Origin of the sequence: Labedaea rhizosphaerae (assembly GCF_004362825.1) — a bacterium.
Taxonomy (GTDB): Bacteria; Actinomycetota; Actinomycetes; order Mycobacteriales; family Pseudonocardiaceae; genus Labedaea; species Labedaea rhizosphaerae.
In genome coordinates this window covers 151,424-168,370 of record NZ_SNXZ01000009.1, presented here as the reverse complement: position 1 = coordinate 168,370, position 16,947 = coordinate 151,424, and the positions used below count along the sequence as shown (strand labels likewise).

Annotated in this window: 16 protein-coding genes; 10 read left to right on the top strand and 6 right to left on the bottom strand. The window is 71.0% G+C overall.

Annotated features, from left to right (window positions below):
• The first annotated feature begins 101 nt into the window (after positions 1-101).
• The 5 genes from EV186_RS35785 (at position 102) to EV186_RS39690 (ending at position 3,611) form a co-directional block, all read left to right on the top strand.
• Positions 102-941 carry an undecaprenyl-diphosphate phosphatase gene (locus EV186_RS35785; RefSeq protein ID WP_133853952.1) on the top strand — a complete coding sequence of 280 codons (840 nt, stop codon included), beginning with the start codon at positions 102-104 and terminating at the stop codon, positions 939-941.
• A gap of 15 nt (positions 942-956) precedes the next feature.
• Entirely contained in the window at positions 957-1,661 is a 705-nt protein-coding gene (locus EV186_RS35780; protein ID WP_133853951.1) for an MSMEG_4193 family putative phosphomutase, read from the top strand.
• Between the two features lie 54 nt (positions 1,662-1,715).
• The gene (locus EV186_RS35775) at positions 1,716-2,240 is read left to right on the top strand and encodes a hypothetical protein (protein WP_133853950.1); all 525 of its coding nucleotides are present in this window, start codon (positions 1,716-1,718) and stop codon (positions 2,238-2,240) included.
• 61 nt (positions 2,241-2,301) lie between these two features.
• Positions 2,302-2,862: a hypothetical protein gene (locus tag EV186_RS35770; protein ID WP_133853949.1), complete on the top strand. Its 561-nt coding sequence runs from the start codon at positions 2,302-2,304 to the stop codon at positions 2,860-2,862.
• Between the two features lie 89 nt (positions 2,863-2,951).
• Positions 2,952-3,611, top strand: a complete 660-nt coding sequence (locus EV186_RS39690; protein WP_133853948.1) for a hypothetical protein — start codon at positions 2,952-2,954, stop codon at positions 3,609-3,611.
• Here the strand turns inward: EV186_RS39690 and EV186_RS35760 are convergent.
• On the bottom strand, positions 3,608-6,778 hold the full coding sequence (locus tag EV186_RS35760; RefSeq protein WP_133853947.1) for a GH92 family glycosyl hydrolase: 3,171 nt from the start codon (positions 6,776-6,778) through the stop codon (positions 3,608-3,610). The genes EV186_RS39690 and EV186_RS35760 overlap by 4 nt on opposite strands.
• Positions 6,779-6,828: 50 nt before the next feature.
• Between EV186_RS35760 and EV186_RS35755 the strand changes: the two genes are divergently transcribed.
• Positions 6,829-7,905, top strand: a complete 1,077-nt coding sequence (locus EV186_RS35755; RefSeq protein WP_166659486.1) for a winged helix DNA-binding domain-containing protein — start codon at positions 6,829-6,831, stop codon at positions 7,903-7,905.
• Positions 7,906-7,909: 4 nt separating this feature from the next.
• Positions 7,910-8,668 (top strand): aminoglycoside phosphotransferase family protein, encoded by a 759-nt coding sequence (locus EV186_RS35750; protein ID WP_133853945.1) that lies wholly within the window; start codon positions 7,910-7,912, stop codon positions 8,666-8,668.
• Between the two features lie 11 nt (positions 8,669-8,679).
• On the opposite strand, the gene EV186_RS35745 is transcribed toward EV186_RS35750, so the two are convergent.
• Positions 8,680-10,077, bottom strand: a complete 1,398-nt coding sequence (locus tag EV186_RS35745) for an MFS transporter (RefSeq protein ID WP_133853944.1) — start codon at positions 10,075-10,077, stop codon at positions 8,680-8,682.
• Between the two features lie 90 nt (positions 10,078-10,167).
• Here EV186_RS35745 and EV186_RS35740 point away from each other — a divergent pair, with 90 nt between their 5' ends.
• On the top strand, positions 10,168-11,151 hold the full coding sequence (locus EV186_RS35740; protein WP_243754492.1) for an Lrp/AsnC family transcriptional regulator: 984 nt from the start codon (positions 10,168-10,170) through the stop codon (positions 11,149-11,151).
• A gap of 180 nt (positions 11,152-11,331) precedes the next feature.
• Positions 11,332-11,784 carry an ESX secretion-associated protein EspG gene (locus EV186_RS35735; RefSeq protein ID WP_166659485.1) on the top strand — a complete coding sequence of 151 codons (453 nt, stop codon included), beginning with the start codon at positions 11,332-11,334 and terminating at the stop codon, positions 11,782-11,784.
• Here the strand turns inward: EV186_RS35735 and EV186_RS35730 are convergent.
• Genes EV186_RS35730 through EV186_RS35715 form a run of 4 tightly spaced genes read right to left on the bottom strand, consistent with a single transcriptional unit; the run spans position 11,771 to position 15,005 of the window.
• Complete coding sequence (locus tag EV186_RS35730) at positions 11,771-12,484, bottom strand: SRPBCC family protein (RefSeq protein ID WP_133853942.1); 714 nt, start codon at positions 12,482-12,484, stop codon at positions 11,771-11,773. The genes EV186_RS35735 and EV186_RS35730 overlap by 14 nt on opposite strands.
• Entirely contained in the window at positions 12,481-12,801 is a 321-nt protein-coding gene (locus EV186_RS35725; protein ID WP_133853941.1) for an ArsR/SmtB family transcription factor, read from the bottom strand. Before EV186_RS35725 ends, EV186_RS35730 begins: the two co-directional genes overlap by 4 nt.
• Before the next feature lie 43 nt (positions 12,802-12,844).
• Positions 12,845-14,185, bottom strand: coding sequence for a M20/M25/M40 family metallo-hydrolase (locus tag EV186_RS35720; RefSeq protein WP_133853940.1), 1,341 nt, complete (start codon positions 14,183-14,185; stop codon positions 12,845-12,847).
• On the bottom strand, positions 14,178-15,005 hold the full coding sequence (locus tag EV186_RS35715) for a M55 family metallopeptidase (RefSeq protein ID WP_208115950.1): 828 nt from the start codon (positions 15,003-15,005) through the stop codon (positions 14,178-14,180). The genes EV186_RS35720 and EV186_RS35715 overlap by 8 nt, the downstream gene beginning before the upstream one ends.
• Before the next feature lie 186 nt (positions 15,006-15,191).
• On the opposite strand from EV186_RS35715, the gene EV186_RS35710 reads away from it, so the two are divergent.
• On the top strand, positions 15,192-16,946 hold the full coding sequence (locus EV186_RS35710) for an ABC transporter substrate-binding protein (RefSeq protein WP_341816050.1): 1,755 nt from the start codon (positions 15,192-15,194) through the stop codon (positions 16,944-16,946).
• Position 16,947 lies beyond the last annotated feature (1 nt).

Below are 16,947 nucleotides of genomic sequence, written 5' to 3'. Positions count from 1 at the left end.
CGGCGGCACGCTCGGGACCGGTCACCCCAGGTCCGTGCCCGAATTGTGGATGCTGGAAGATCTCGGGCGATGCCGAACCGGTGCCGGCGGAAAGGCTGCGCGTGAGTACGACGATCAGTGTCCTGGATGCGGCCATCCTGGGGGTCGTGGAAGGGCTGACCGAGTTCCTGCCGGTCTCCTCGACAGGGCACCTCAAGATCGCCGAGGGTTTCCTGAAGATCCCGGTCGACGACCAGGCGGTCGTCGGCTTCAGCGCGGTGATCCAGGTCGGCGCCATCGCGGCGGTGCTCGTCTACTTCATCCGCGACATCCTGCGCATCCTCGGCGCGTGGGGGCGGGGCCTGGTCAACAAGGAGGCCCGCGCGCACCGGGACTACGCGTTCGCCTGGTGGATCATCCTCGCCACGATCCCCATCGTCATCGTCGGGCTCGTCGCGAAGCCGCTGATCCAGGGACCGCTCGCATCGCTGTGGGTGGTGGCCGCCTCGCTGATCGTCGGCAGCGTCGTGATGTGGTACGCCGAGCGCAAGGCCACCCAGTGGCGTGGCGAGCCGAACATCACCTTGGCCGACTCGATGATCGTGGGCGGCTCGCAGATCCTGGCGCTGCTCTTCCCCGGCTTCTCCCGCTCCGGTGCGACGTTGTCGGCGGCCCTCATGCTGGGGCTGAACCGCGTGGCGGCGACCAGGCTCTCGTTCTTCCTGTCCATCCCGGCGCTGACCGGGGCCGGGATCTACGAGCTCAAGGACGCGCTCGGGGCCGGGGTCGGCGCGGCGCCGCTGGTCGTGGGCACCGTGGTGTCGTTCATCGTGGCCTACGCGTCGGTGGCCTGGCTGTTGCGCTTCGTCGCCGGGCACACCATCAACGGCTTCGCGCTCTACCGCGTGGTCGTCGGTGTGGCGCTCTTCGGGCTGCTGGGCGCGGGCGTGTTGCACAGCTGATCTACGCTGGCCGTCGTGGCCACCGTGATCCTGCTGCGGCACGCGCGTTCGAGCGCCAACGGCTCCGGCATCCTCGCCGGGCGGTCCCCGCGCGTGAGTTTGGACGCCACGGGCACCAAACAGGCCCAGGAGCTGGTCGGCCGGCTGGCCCAGGTCCCGTTGGCCGCCGTGGTGACCTCGCCGTTGCTGCGCTGCCGCCAGACCCTCGCCCCGCTGCTCGCCGAGCGCGGCATCACCGCGCGGGCCGACTCCCGTTTGTCCGAAGTGGACTATGGCGAGTGGACCGGGCGCAAGCTGGCCAGCCTCGGCAAGGAGCCGCTGTGGCGGGTCGTGCAGGCGCACCCGTCGGCCGCGGTGTTCCCTGGCGGGGAAGGACTTGCCGCCGTGCAGGCGCGTGCGGTCGCCGCGGTGCGGGCGCACGACGCGGCGGTCACGGCCGCGCACGGCGACCACGCGGTGTGGCTGCTCTGCAGCCACGGTGACGTGATCAAGTCCATCCTCGCCGACGCGCTCGGCCAGCACCTGGACTCGTTCCAGCGGATCGTGGTCGACCCGTGTTCGGTCTCGGCGGTGCGCTACACCGACACCCGGCCGTTCGTCATGCGGGTCAACGACCACGGCTCGGACATGGCCGGTCTCGTGCCACCACCGCCGAAAGCCAAGGGGCGGAAGAAGAAGGTGTCCGGCGACGCGGTGATCGGCGGCTCGACCGGCCGGTGACCGGAACGGGCCACGCCCGGTCACGGCGTGGTTCGGCCCTTTAGCGTCGTTCGCATGATGCCGGACGACCAGTGGCCGATGCGCCCGTTGCCGATGCCGCCGATGCCGGTGCACGAGAGCGGGCGGCCGCGCCGGCCGGGCGCCCTGACCGCCGCGTCGGTGCTCGGCTTCGTGCACGCCGGCCTGTCCATCGTCGGTGGTCTGGTGCTGCTCTTCGCGTTCGCCGTGGTGGACGCCGAGGACCGCGCGAGCGACGCGGGGGCCGTCCTGGTCGCGGTGCTGTTCCAGTTCGCCGTCTGCGGATTCCTCATCCACGCCTCCGTGGTCCTGCTCCGAGGGCGTTCACGGCAGCTGTTCCAGGCCTGCACGGCGTGCATGATCGCGTTGAGCGTGTTCTATTTCTTCATCTACATCGAGCGGCTCAGCCAGGTGCCGGACGACGCCTTGTACGCCGGCGGCAAGGACGAGCTCTCGGGCAGCCTGGTCGTTCCGGTGGTGTTCGCCGCGCTCGCGATCGTCGCGCTGTGCCTGGCGGGTGGGCGGGAAAGCCGGTCGTTCTGCGAGAATTCGGCGTCCTGAGCACCCTTCGCGCGATACCGTCCTCCGATACCGTTCTTGGCGGTTTCTTGGGGGTGGGGGCATGACGGAGCTCGACGGCCCGGTCAGCTATCCGGTCTACCCGCCGGTAACGCCTGCACCTGGTCGCCCGGGGATCACGACGGCGGCCGTCGTGCTCGGGTTCGTGCAGGCCGGTCTGGCGATGCTGGGTGGTCTGGTCACGTTGTTCGGCGCCCTCGGGGCGAGCGCCGAGGAACGGGACGTCCGCTATGGCCCGGATCCCTTCCGTGCCGAGGTGGCCGCCCACCTCGGGCTGGCGACCGCCCTGGCCGTGGTCGTCATGCTCGGCAGCGGTTTGCTCATCGCCGGCGCGGTCACCTTGACCAGTGGTCGTGAGCGGGTGCTTTACCTCGCAGGCATGGGATTGCAGCTGGCGTTCTGCATCGCCTATTTCGCGTTGAGCGCCGTCGCGATCCACGACGCGAACGAGGTCCGCGCGCAAACCGCGGAGAGTCCTGGCTTCGGCTTCATGGTGGCGGCGGTGTGTTTCGCCGTGCTGCCGGTGCTCGGTCTGGTCTTCGCGTCGGTCGCGTCGACGACCAAGTTCTTGCAGGTGAAAGGCCTCGAATCGAATCGGCGGTAACGATTCGGGTGTTTGTAGCGCTTCATGCACAGCGTCGGTGGACAGTACGGGACACTGCGTTGCCGCCTCCGCAAACCAAGGAGTTCTTGATGACCAACCCCTACGGCCAGCCCGGCCAGGACCCACAGCAAGCGGGTGGGTACCAGCAGTCCGGGGGCTACCCGCAGTCCGGCGGGTTCCAGCAGCCCGGTACGCCGCCTGGCGGCTACCAGCAGCCGGGAACGCCGCCCGGCGGCTACGCACAGCCCGCGTACCCGTCCGCCCCGTCGTACCCGAGCTCGGGTCAGAACCCGAACCAGCTCCTCAACACCCGGCCCGGCTCGGCCACCGCGGCCGCGGTGCTCGGGTTCGTCCAGGCGGGCATCACGCTGATCACCACGATCCTGATGCTGATCGGCCTGGCCGGCGTGGGCTCCGGTGGCGAAGGCGGTGAGCTGGCGCTCGCTTGGATCGTGACGCTGGCCCAGGCCCTCGGCGCCGCACTGCTGATCTACGGCGGCGTGCAGCTGGTCAGCGGCACCGGCCGGACGATCTTCCTCGCCGGCGTCGGCGTCGAGCTGGCGATCTGCCTCTACTACCTGATCCGGATCCTGTCGCTGGACACCTCGGGCGAGCTGCCGGGTGCCTCCGAGCTCAAGTCGAGCGCGGCGATGATCCCGATCCTGTTCGCGGTGATGCCGGTCATCGCGCTCTGCCTGGCGCTCACCGGCAACGTCGCGACCTGGGCGCAGTCCAAGCGGGCTCGCTAGCCGGTCGCCAGCAGCTCGACCTGGGCGAGCGTGCTGGGACCGCCGGTGAACCGGAGGCGGTAGTACGCGTAGCGACCCGGCCGTTCCACCGCGAACGGCCGGGTCTGCCTGCGCCAGGGGAACGTCTGGCCGGTCCGCCGGTCGAGTTCGTGCCACGTCCGCAGGTCCGTCGACCCCTCGAGCACCCACGCCGACGGGTCCTCGCCGTCGCGCCGGCCGGACGTGAGGGTGTAGCACGACACGGTTTCCGGGCGGGCCAGCGCGAATCGGATCCACGGGTCGCGGGTGCGCAGCCGGGCTTCGGTCAGTGACGTGTCGTCGGTCAACGCGGCCGGCCTGCTCGCCTCGCTGTGCGTCACCGACGCCTCCGCCGTGACGTCGCGCGGTGGCATCGGCATGCCGGAGCTGAGGGACGGGGGAGCGGCGTCCGGGCCGGAACCCCAGTCGGACGGGTGCGGCCCCATCGCGAACTCCAGCGTGGCGCCCGCGGCGATGACCTCGTGCGACAGGTACGTACGGTCGTGCGGTTCGCCGTTGACCTTCAGGCCCTGCACGTAGACGTTGGTGGCGCTGTTCTCCGGCGCCAGCACGGTGAGTGTGTTGCCGGTACCCAGCCGAACCTCCGCGCGGCGGAAGAGCGGCGACCCGATCACGTAGTACGGGCTCCCCACCTGCAACGGGTAGAAGCCGAGCGCGCTGAACAAGTACCACGCCGACATCTCGCCGTTGTCCTCGTCGCCGGGGTAGCCCTGGCCGAAGTCGCTGCCGATGTACAGGCGGGCGAGCACTTCCCGCACCTTCGCCTGGGTCTTCCACGGCTGCCCGGTGAACGCGTACATGTACAGGATGTGGTGCGAGGGCTGGTTGCTGTGCGCGTACTGGCCCATCCGCAGGTCCCGCGCCTCGCGCATCTCGTGCACGGCGCCGGCGTAGGCACCCAGCGCCCGGCCGGTTTCCGGGATGGTGAACATCGCGTCCACTTTGGCCGCCAGGGCCTCGCGGCCGCCGTGCAACGCGGCGAGCCCGGCGCCGTCGTGCGGGACGTTGAACGCGGTGTTCCACGCGTCGGTCTCCACGTAGTCGTCGCCCCACGCCAACGGGTCGTGCTCCTCGGGCGTGCGCCGCCACTCGCCGCTCTCGCGCCTGCCTTGGAAGAAGCCGATCCGGGCGTCGAAGCTGTGCGCGTAGTGCAGTGCGCGACCGCGGAAGTAGACCTCGTTGTCCTTGTCGCCCAGCGCCTTCGCCATGTTCGCGATGCCGAAGTCGTTGATGCAGCCCTCGAGCGTCCACGACAGACCCTGGTGGGTGGTCGCGGGTGTGTACCCGAGGAAGATCGAGTGGTGCAGGCCCTTGCGGCCGACCCGGGTGTTGCGCCCGGGCACGGTGGCGTTGCGCAGGGCGGCCCGGTAGGCGGACTCGACGTCGAAGTCCTTGATGCCCTTGAGGAAGACGTCGGCGAAGGCGACGTCGGAGCTGGTGCCGGTCATCAGGTTGGCGTAGCCGGGGGAGGACCACCGCGACATCCAGCCGCCGTCGCGGAAGTGCTGGACGAACCCGTCGACCAGCTCACCGGCGCGGTCGGGCGCGAACAAGGCGTAGGCGGGCCAGGCCGTGCGGTAGGTGTCCCAGAAGCCGTTGTTGACGTAGATCTTCCCGGGCGTGACGCGTTTGCTGCCGAACGGGCTCATGTAGTGCGGGCCCTCTCCCGTGTCCTCGAAACCCGAGTTCGGGTACAGGCACAGCCGGTAGAGCGAGCCGTAGACGGTGGCCAGCTGGTCATCGGTGGCGGCCGTGACGTCGAACCGGCCGAGCAGTTCGTCCCACGCCGCGTGCGCCCGCTCGCTCACCGACTCGACCGTGTCGTCCTCGGCCAGCTCCAGCGCGAGGTTGCGCCGGGCCTGCGTCATGCTGATCAAGGAGGTGGCGATCCGCATCGTGACCACGGTATCGCCGCCGGGATCGGGCTCGAACCGCGCGTACGCGGGTTGCGCCCGCCACGGCACCCGGGGGATGGGCCCGCCGTCGACCGGCTCGCGGTCGAACGTGGCGTAGAAGAACATCCGGCCGGCGCCCGCGGAGTGGCCGCTACGCACGTCGGTGTAACCGGCGAGCACCTTGCCCAAGAGCCGGACCTTCCCGCGCCGGTCGAGGTTGCTGAAGATCAGCGCGGCGTTCGGGCCGGGCATGGTGAACCGCAGCAGGGCCGCGTGGTCGGTCGGCGCGATCTCCGCGACGACGCCGTTGGCGCAGCGCACCTTGTAGTAGTAGGGGCGGGCGATCTCGTCGGCGTGGCGGAACGGGTAGCCGCGTTCCTCGGGCATCGGGTCGGGGACGCCCGGGGCCAGCGACGGCATGACGTGGAAGGTGTGCCGGTCGCCCATCCACGGGCTCGGCGCGTGGCTCAGGCCGATGGCCTGCAGCTGGGGCCGGTGGTAGGCGTAGGGGAAACCGCCGTTGCGGGCGTCGGTGACCGGGATCCAGAAGTTGAAGCCGTTCGGCACGGCGGTCGCCGGGATGTTGTTGCCCCGGGAGTAGGCGCCGCTGGTATGGGTGCCGCGGTTGGTCAGCACGTGGTCGGCCGGGCTGGTGACCTCCGGGTGGACCACCGGTCCGATGTGGAGGTCGTCGAGCCAGCCGGTGAACCGGCCCGGGCCTTCGGGGTGGTCGTAGCGGAGCAGGATCCTGGTGATCGTGCGGCCGGCCAGGTGACCCAGGCGGCACGCCTTGCGGTTCCACTGGTCGGGGTAGAGCGTGTTCGACGCGCCCTGGGCCGCGGCCGTGAGCGCGAAGCCGTGCTGGTCGAGGGGCGCGTGGTCGCTCAGGTGCGCGCCGTCGTCGAACTCGAGGTCCAGCGCGACGTGGGTCGCGCGGTACCCGGCGGTCTCCCACCCGGGCAGTTCCGGGAAGACCACATAGGACAGTTCGGTGTCCGGCTCCACCGGGACCGACACGGCGAACAGCGCCAGCACCGCACTCGCGCGGCCCTCGGCGGTGTGCACGCCGGTGTACTGCAGCGCGTGCTCGCCGGTCCAGCCGGTGCCGGTGGTCGCGCAGTAGGCGCGTTCCGGGCCGGTGCCCAGGGCGGTGCGCAGCGTCGCGCCGTCGCCGGTGGACGCGGCCGTGGGCGGCAGCGGGTCTCCGGCCTCGAACGAGGTGAAGAAGGTCACGAACCGTTCATACCGGAGTTTTGTCGGTGCCGTGCGGCACCATGCTGGGCATGGCACCGATCACCCGCCGTGGGCTCAACCGGGCGCTGCTGCACCGCCAGGGCCTGCTGACGCCCTGGACCTGCTCGCCGGCCACCGCGATCGACCGGCTGATCGGGTTGCAGGCGCAGTCGCCCAGCGCACCGTACTTCGGGTTGTGGTCGCGGCTGGAATCGTTCGAGCCCGCGCAGCTGGCGCGGCTGCTGGAGACCCGCAAGGCCGTGCGCGCCACCATGATGCGCGGCACCCTGCACCTGTTCACCGCCGCCGACTACCTGCGGGTGCGGCCGGTGCTGCAGCCGATGCTCACCGGGTTCGTGCGCGGGCTGCGCTACGGCAAGGACATCGAGCGCCTCGACCAGGACAAGCTGCTCGACGCCGGTCGGCGCTTGCTGACCGAGCAGCCGCTGTCCGCGGCCGATCTCGGCGCGGCGCTCGCTTCGTACTTCCCGGGCACCGCGTCGGATTCGCTGGCCATGGCCGTGCGGATGATGGTGCCCGCCGTGCAGCCGACGCCGCGGGGTGTGTGGGGCCGCGGCGGCAAGGCCACGTTCACGACCGCGGCCGCGTGGCTGGGTACCGACCCGGGTGCGGCCGGCTCGCCGGACGAACTCGTGCGCCGGTACCTCAAGGCGTTCGGCCCGGCGACGGTGGCCGACGTGCAGAACTGGTCGGGGCTGCGCGGCCTGCGCGAGGTGGTCGACAGGATGCGCCCGTCCCTGCGTTCGCTGCGCGACGAGGACGGCCGCGAGCTGGTCGACGTGCCCAGGGGGCCGTTGCCCGACCCCGACACCCCGGCGCCGGTCCGGCTGATCGCCGAGTACGACAACCTCACCCTGTCCCACGCCGACCGCTCCCGGGTGATCGCCGACGAACACCGCGCGGCCACGGCCACGGCGAACGGCGTGATCCCGGGCATGGTGCTGGTGGACGGCATGGTGGCCGGGACGTGGAAGCTGACCAAGACCACGGTGACGTTGCGCGAGTTGAGCCCGTGGACGCCGGCGCAGCGCGCGGAGGTGGAGGCGCTGGCGCATCGCGCGCTCGAGTTCGCCGCGCCGGGCGAACACCACCACGTGGTTGGCTGAGGCCATGGGGGAGCAGCCGCTGGCGGGCGGCGTCGACAACGTGGGCGCGGTGTTGCGCATCGGTGACACGGTGCGCAAGCCGTCCGCGAGCCCGGCGGTGCGGGCGTTCCTGACCCACCTCGCCGACGCCGGTTTCGCCGGTGCGCCGCGGTGGCTGGGCGTGGACGACCGCGGCCGGGACGTCCTCGACTTCATCCCCGGCGACGTGGCGATCCCGCCCTATCCCGCCTGGGCGGCACGGGAAGAGCTGCTGGTGAGCGTGGCGCGGTTGCAGCGCTCGTTGCACGTGGCGTCGGCCGGGTTCCGGCTGCCCGCGGGACTGACGTGGCCGGAACACCGGAACCCGGCGGGCGAGTTGGTCTGCCACACGGACCTGTGCTTGGAGAACGTGGTGGTCCGCGAGGGTCGCGCGGTTGCCTTCGTGGACTTCGACATGGCGCACCCTGTCGACCCGCTCTTCGACATCGCGATCGCCGCCCGGCACTGGGTTCCGCTGCGCGACCCGGCCGACGGGCATTGGCCGGGCGTGGACCACGTGCGGCGCTTCGCCGTGTTCGCCGAGGCGCACGAGCTGCCGGGCGCGGAACGCGATCGCCTGGTGGGCATGCTGCTGCGGTTCCTCGACCAGGCCTTGGCGAACATGCGCGCCAAGGCCGAGTCGGGTCACCCCGGCTTCGCGGCGCTGTGGGCCGATGGCTACGAGGACATGAACCGGCGCTCCCACAAGTGGTTGCAGGAGCACCGGTCCGAGTTGGCTGGTTAAGGCCCTCGCCGTCAGGCGGCCGCGCTGACGCGTTCCGGTTCGGTCGCCTCATGCGGCTTGCGGACCATCGCGGCCACCACGACGGCGCCGAGCGCGGCGACGATCCCGGTCACGAGGTAGATCCGGCCGAGCGCGCCGGTGAACGCCACCTGCGGTCCGGCCGCCGCCAACGCCGTGAGCCGGTCGCTGAACAGCGTGCCCAGCGCGGCCACGCCGAGGGCGAACCCGAGCTGGCGGAACGTGTTGGCCGTGGCTCCGGCGACCCCGGCCTGCCGCGGCGTGGCCACTGCCAGCGGCGCCGACGCCAGCACCGGCATGGCGATGCCGACGCCCAACCCGGATACCAGCAGACCCGGCAGCAGCACCGGCCAGCTCGAGCTCGCACCGATCACCGACTGCAAGGTCACGCCGAGGCCGACCAACAGCAGGCCCACGGTCACCGGGAGCTGCGGGGCCACGCCGTGCAGGTGCCGGCCGACCAGACCGGAGGTCAGGAACGCGACCACGCTCAGCGGCATGCTGCCCGCCAGCCCCGCCGCGACCGGGCCGAGGTGCAGCACGTGCTGCAGCCACAGCGAGGTGAACACCAGGTGCGAGAACGCGGCTCCCTGCAACACCAGCCCACCGGCCATCAGCCCGGCGAACGAGCGGTTCCGCAGCAGCGCCAACGGCAGCATCGGGTCGGGTCGCCGGGCCTGGAGCACGCCGAACGCCGCCAGGGCGAGCACCGCCACCACGAGCAGGCCGAGCGTGACCTGGTCGGTCCAGCCGCCGCGGATCAGCGCCCACGTCAGCGCGGCGACGCCGACCGTGAAGGTGAGCCCGCCCGCCCAGTCGACCCGACCGCCGCGGTTGCCGTGCGACTCGGTGATCAGGCGCGTCACCATCGCGTAGCCGACGACCGCGATGGGCACGTTGACCAGGAAGATCCACCGCCACGACACCGACTCGGTGATCACGCCGCCCAGCAGCGGGCCCAGCGCGGCCGCGCCGCCGTTGACCGCGCCCCACACGCCGAACGCGACGCCGCGGTCGCGGCCGTGGAACGCGTGGGTGAGCAGGGCCGCCGACGTCGCGAACATCGCGGCGCCGCCGACGCCCTGCACCACTCGCCCGGCGATCAGCAGGCCGGTCGTCGGCGCGCAGCCGCAGGCCACGGACGCGAGGGTGAACAGAACCAGGCCGGACAGGTACAGCCGGCGCCGGCCGTGCAGGTCGGCCAATGAACCGGCGGTCAGCAGCAGGGCGGCCAGCGCGACCGCGTAGCCGTCGAGCACCCATTGGACGGTGCCCAGATCGGCGTGCAACGTGTCCGCGATCCGCGGCAGCGCCACGTTCACGATCGTCACGTCGATCAGCAGGATGAAGTTGCCGAGGCAGATCGCCACCAGCGGCCACCACTTGCGCATCGCACTCTCTCCGTTCTCGAATGTCGACGCAACGATCACCTTTGCCGGTCACTGACCCCAGTCGGCGACGAAAAGTCGGTGGATGTCGACATGAGCTACCGTTTCGCGGTGGATTCCGACTACGACGACCTCGACCGGCAGCTCGTGCACGCGCTGCACGTGGCCGCGCGGGCGCCGTTCAGCCGGATCGCCGAGGTGCTCGGCGTGTCCGACCAGACGGTGGCCCGCCGCTACACCCGGCTGCGCTCCACCGGCGCGCTGCGCGTGCTGGGCGCGCCCGACCCGCGGTCGCTGGGGGAGGTGGCGTGGTTCGTGCGGCTGCACTGCACGCCGGACGCCGCCGAACCGCTGGCCGCGGCGCTGGCCAAACGCCCGGACACCAGCTGGGTGCGGCTCACCTCCGGCGGCACCGAGCTGGTGTGCGTGACCCGCGCGCCGCTGCGTGCCGACGGCGGGGAGTTGCTGCTGCGCACGCTTCCGCGCACCGCGCGGGTGGTGACCATGTCGGCGCACTGCTTGCTGCACGTGTTCTTCGGCGGCCGGCGCAGCCCGATCGACAAGGTGCCCGCGCTGTCGCAGGAGCAGGTCGCCGCGCTCGCGGAACCCGAATCGCGGCCGGAGCCGGTCACGCTGACCGTCGGCGATCGTCGGCTGCTGGCCGAGCTGGCCAAGGACGCCCGGACCCCCGTCCCGGTGCTGGCCGAGGCGACCGGCTGGTCGGCGACGACCGTGCGCCGCCGGATGGCCGAGCTGCATGCGCGCGGCGCGTTCTTCTACGACGTCGAGTTCGACCGGGACATGTTCGCCATGAACGTCTCGGCGATGTTGTGGCTCTCGGTGCACCCGGCTGAGCTGGACCGCGCGGGCCGTGAGCTGGCCGAGCACCCGGAGGTGGCCTTCGCCGCGGCGACGACCGGGCCGACGAACCTCTACGCGAGCCTGGCCACCAGCGGGGTCGAGGAGCTCTACCGGTACCTCACCGAGCGGGTCTCGGTGCTGCCCGGCGTCACCGCCGTGGAGAGCGCGCCGGTGATGCGGTCGGTCAAGGGCTCCGGTCCGTTGCCGACCGGGTGAGCTGTCGGTTGCGCTAGCGTCGGGTCATGGGCGCCGAGCTGTACCCGCCCGCCGCGATCGGGAGGGCGTGGCTGGCCGCCGGATCCGATGAGGCCGCCTTTCCCCTGGACCTCCCGCCGGGTGCGGGACGGGACCTGCCGGACGAGATCGCCGCGCTGGTGGCCGTGCTCGCGCCCGCGGGTGCGGGTCGATGCCGTGCACCAGCAGCCGGACCTGCGCGTGTTGGCCGGGTCCTCGGCGGGCGTGGCCGCGCTGGCCAGCCAGAACGGCGACGGGGTACGGGTGCGGGCCGTGCAGCCGGAGAGCATCGCGTCCGCGGTCGTCGAGACGCTGCCGCCGGTCGCGCGGGGCACGCTCGCGTCGGTGGTCGTGCCGACCGACGAGCTCGGCCCCGCCGCCACCCTCGACCAGGAGCCCCTGCGTGGCGGCACGGTGTCCGCCGCCGTGCGCACGGCGGCCGGGACGCTGCACCGGTCGCCTGAGCTCGCGTGGTTCGACCTGGACTCCGGGCGTTACCTGCGCCGCACCCGCCGGGACCACGATGGTCGCGAGTGGACGGTCATCGGCCCGGCCGACGCGGCGACGCTGCGCCAGCACCTCGCCGCGCTGATCGGTGGGCTCACCGCGCACTGAGCGCGGCCGCCACGTCGGCGAGCCGCCGGCCCCACTGCTCGAGCACCGCGTCGGGATCGTCCGGATCCTTGACCAGCAACCTGATCCGGCTGCCGCCCGGAACGTCCTCTGTGGACCAGTTGATCTCACCCTCAACTGGACCTTGAGCCCGCAGGGCGTCGGTGACGGCTTCCCTCGGCCATGGGTAGACCCGGTCGAACACCACGTTCGTGCCCTCGAGCCAACCCCGGCCCAGGCTGAACCGCTCCACATAGGACTCGTGCCGGGGCGGGTACGGCGCCGCCTCGGTGACCGCGACGCCGTCGAGCACCTGGTCGAGCGCGTCGAAGCAGCCGTCCCAGCCGGCCGCGAAGCTCGCCGCGCGGGGCCGGTCGTCGAAGACGTGGGTGAACACCAGGACGGTGGCGTCCGGGCCGTCGGCGCGCAGCTCCCAGCGCAGCGAGTCCTCACCCCAGTCGAAGCCGAACACCGTCGGCGGGTCGAACTCCGTGATCGTCCCGTTCGTCTCCGCCGGCTGCCCGGGGAAGGTGAACGTCATCCGGGCGCCCACCGCGAGCTCGGTCTCGACGCGCGCGGGGAACCAGCCGGAGAGCTCCGACGGGTCGGTGATGGCGCGCCACACCTTGCGCACGGGGTGCGGGTAGCGGCGTTCGATGCGCAGCCGGTGGCGGGCGCCGTCCGGCGTGAGGCTGTGGGTCATCGGTCGTCCAGCTCCTCCATCTGGTCCAGGTGGTGACCGAGCAGGTCGTGCGCGTCCGACCAGAGCTGCCGGTAGGGGGCGAGCCAGGCGTCCAGCTCGGCCAGTGGTGCCGGGTCCAGCTCGTACACCCGCCGCTGCGCCTGCTTGCGCACGCGGACGAGCCCGGCGTCGCGCAGCACGCGGAGGTGCTTGGACGTGCCGGGCTGGCTGAACCCGAGCCGCTCGGTCAGCTCGCCGACCGGGCGCGGCCGCTCTCGCAACAGGTCGAGGATGCGGCGGCGCGCCGGTTCGGCGAGCACGTCGAATACGGTGGACACACCTCGAACATACCGACTGAGGTATATAACCGCAAGGGTATGTTCAGCAGGTCGACAGGAACCGGTCCAGGACGTTGGTGCCGAACGCCAGAGCCGCGACCGGAACCCGCTCGTCGATGCCGTGCGCCGCCGAGCGGTAGTCGAACTCCGGCGGGATCCACAGCGGGTTGAACCCGTAGCAGGCCATGCCGAGCCGGCTGAACGCCTTGGCGTCGGTGCCCCCGCCGAGGCAGTACGGCACGACGACGGCCTCGGGGTCCTCGGCGACCAGCGCGCCGGCCATCGCGTCGAACCACTCGGTGTCCAGGGGAGCCTGCACAGCGGGCTGGTTCGCGACGAACGTGCGGTTGATCGACGGGCCGAGCAGCCGGTCCAGCTCGTCGAGCAACTGGGCCTCGGTGCCCGGCAGCACCCGGATGTCAACCTGAGCTCGAGCTGTACCGGGGATGATGTTGACCTTGAGGCCGGCGTCCAACATGGTCGGGGTCGTGCTGTTGCGGATGGTGTTCTCGACCAGCTTCGACGCCGCGCCGAACGCGGCCACCGTGGCGTCCACGGCGTCGTCGCTGGACAGGTCCACGGGCACGCCGAGCGCCGCGCCCGTGCGGACGATGCAGCGTTCCACGGTCGGGCTGAGCGTGACCGGCCACTTGTGGTCGGCAATGCGGACCAGGGCCCGCGCGAGCCGCACCACCGCGTTGTCGTCGTTGCGCCGGGAGCCGTGGCCCGCGCGGCCGGTCGCGGTCAGCAGGACGTGCGCGGTGCCGCGTTCGGCCGTGCCGATCGAGTAGATCCGCACCGGCCGGCCGTCGGCCGCTGTCGCGTGCGTGGTGTACGCGCCGGACTCGCTGATCGACGCGGCGCAGCCGGCGAACAGGTCGGCGTGGTTGTCCACGAGCCAGTGCGCGCCGTAGGTACCGGTGGTCTCCTCGTCGGCGACGAAGGCGAACACGATGTCGCGTCGCGGGGCCCGGCCCTGCTCGGCCCAGCGGTGCAGGACGCCGAGCGCCATCGCGACGAAGTCCTTCATGTCCGTCGCGCCGCGGCCGTGCACGTAGCCGTCCCGGATCTCGCCGGAGAACGGCGGGAACGTCCACTCGGCCGGGTTGGCCGGCACGACGTCGAGGTGGCCCTGCACCAGCAACGCGGGCAGCGAGGGGTCGGTCCCGGTCATCCGCGCGACCACGTTGGCCCGGCGGGGCGCGGACTCGAGCATGGTCGGGACGAGACCCGCCTTCTCCAGTTCGGCCGCCACGTACTCGGCGGCTTCACGCTCGCCGTTGGCGTCGCCCTCGCCGCGGTTGGTCGTGTCGAACCTGATCAGGTCGGCGCACAGCGCCGCGACCCGGTCGGTGTCGATCCTGCTTTCCTCCTGCTCAGCCATAGATTCCCTCCACGGCGCCCGCCGCGATGGCGGTCACCACCTTGAACGCCTTCATCGCCTCGGTCATGGACACCGCGTCGAAGCCGACCCGGCGGGTGCCCACGAGCTCCACCGTGGGCACGACCGCGGCGGCGTGCGCGAGGTGGGTCGCGTCGAACTCCACCTCGATCCGGTGCGGCGCCACGGCACCGTCCACCCGGCCCGCCTTGCCCATCCCCGCCTTGGCCGCCTGCTTGATCTCGGCCACCGTGCGCGCCGGCGGCGTGCAGATCGCCGCGTAGCGGCTCACGCACTCCTTCACGGCCACCTTGCCGGCATCCGGCGCGTAGTCGTCGGCGTCGGCACAGGTCAGGTCGTCGCCGGTGACCAGCAGGACGGGCACGCCGTGCTCCGCGGCCACGGCGGCGTTGAGCCTGCCCTCGCTGGCGTGCACGCCGTCGAGCCACACGCCGGTGATCGAGTTCTCCAGGTATGTGTGGGCCAGCACGCCGTCGACCCCGGCACCGGTGTGGTAGCCGAGGAACACCACGCCGTCCACACCGGAGTCGATGCCCTGCATCATGGACAGCGGCTTGTGTCTGCCGGTGAGCATCTTCGCCCGGTCGTCGAGGTCCTCGAGCAGCAGGTTGCGTTGCGAGGAGTGGGCCTCGTTGACCAGGACGTCGGTCGCGCCGCCCGCGACGAGACCCGCGATGGCCGCGTTGACGTCCCCGGTGAAGAGCCTCCGGAACCGTTGCCACTGCTCGGTACCCGGTATCACATCCTGGGTGTAGGTGACGCCGGTGGCGCCTTCCATGTCCGCCGAAATCATGATCCGCACGGGTCAACGTTACGTCTTGGACGAACCTTGCGGTAATCGTTGACATACAGGGTTGACCAGTGGTTACTTCTTGCCACACATCAGCGGAAGTAGGTGGTAGTCGTGCAGCCCAGGAGATGGGGAATCGGCCTCGCAGCGGGAGTGAGTGCTCTCGCGCTGGCCCTTGCCCCGGCAATGGTGCCACAGGTGGCGCCGACCGCACAGGCCCAGAACGCGCCGGCCAAGAAGGTGCTGCGGATCGGTGTGACCCAAGAGGTGGACTCGCTCAACCCGTACATCGCGATCTACCTGCTCAGCACCAACATCCTGCGCACCAACTACGACTACCTCACGGTGTTCGGCCAGAAGAACATGGCGCCGGAGGGTGCGCTGGCGGAGAGCTGGGAGACCTCGCCGGACAAGCTCACGTGGACGTTCCACATGCGCCACGGCGTGAAGTGGTCCGACGGCCAGGAGCTGACCGCGAAGGACCCGGCCTTCACGTTCAACACCATGCTCACCAACGAGACCGCCCGCACGGCCAACGGCAGCTACGTGGCGAACTTCGAGTCGGTCACCGCGACCGACCCGTACACGCTCGTCATCAAGACCAAGAAGCCGCAGGCGACGATGCTGGGCCTGGACGTGCCGATCGTCCCGGAGCACGTCTACTCGAAGATGAAGGACATCGGCGGCGAGCCCCCGATGCCCCTGGTGGGCAGCGGGCCGTTCACGGTCACCGAGTTCAAGGCCGACCAGTTCGTGAAGATGGTGGCCAACAAGTCGTACTGGCGTGGTGCGCCGAAGGTCGACGAAGTCGACTTCATCTACTACAAGAACTCCGACGCTTCGGTGCAGGCCCTGCGCAACGGCGAGGTCGACCTGGTCAACAAGCTGAGCGCGACGCAGTTCGACGTGTTGAAGAACGAACCGAACGTCACGTTGAACAACGCCAAGGACCGGCGGTTCAACGAGCTGGTGATCAACCCGGGCGCGACCACGAGCAGCGGCGAGGCCATCGGCAACGGCAACCCGGCGCTCAAGGACGTGGCCCTGCGCCGTGCGATCGCTCAGGCCATCGACACCAAGACGCTGACCCAGAAGGTCTACGGCGAGTACGCGTTGCCGGGTGACGGCAGCTACGTGCCGCCCGTGTTCAGCGACTTCCACTGGACGCCGGCGCCGGCCCAGAGCCACCAGTTCAACCCGACCGCGGCCAACGCGGCGCTCGACGCGGCCGGCTACAAGCGCGGTTCGGACGGCATCCGGCTCGACCACAGCGGCAAGCCGCTGAACCTGCGGTTGCTGACCCACAGCGAGAAGCCGCAGGAGCAGCAGGGCGCGCCCTACATCCGTGGCTGGCTGCACGACATCGGCATCAACGTCACCATCCAGCCGCTGTCCGACAACAAGATCAACGAGGCCACCACGGCCGGTCAGTTCGACCTGACCTACAGCGGGTGGAGCTCCAGCCCGGACCCGGACAACATCCTCAGCCTGCAGACGTGCTCGGCCCGTCCCAACGCCCAGGGCAAGGGCGGCACGCCGGACACGTTCATGTGCGACAAGGCCTACGACGACCTGTACGCACAGCAGCTGGCCGAGTTCGACCGGGCCAAGCGCATCGACATCGTCAAGCAGATGCAGTCGCGGCTCTACGACAACGCCGTGAACGTGATGCTCTACTACGACGACTCGCTCGAGGCCTACCGCAAGGACAAGTTCGCGAGCTTCGCCACGCAGCCCGACCCGGGCGGCACGATCACCTACCAGCAGGGTTACTGGGGCTACTACGGTGCCGTGCCCGCGGGTGAGGGTGGCGCGTCGAACGCGTCCTCGCAGGACAGCGGCTCCAACACCGGGTTGATCCTCGGCGTGATCGGCGGTGTCGTGGTGATCGCGGCGGTCGCGGGTGTCGTCGTGGCCCGGCGGCGCAAGAGCACCGCGGACGAGCGCGAGTAAC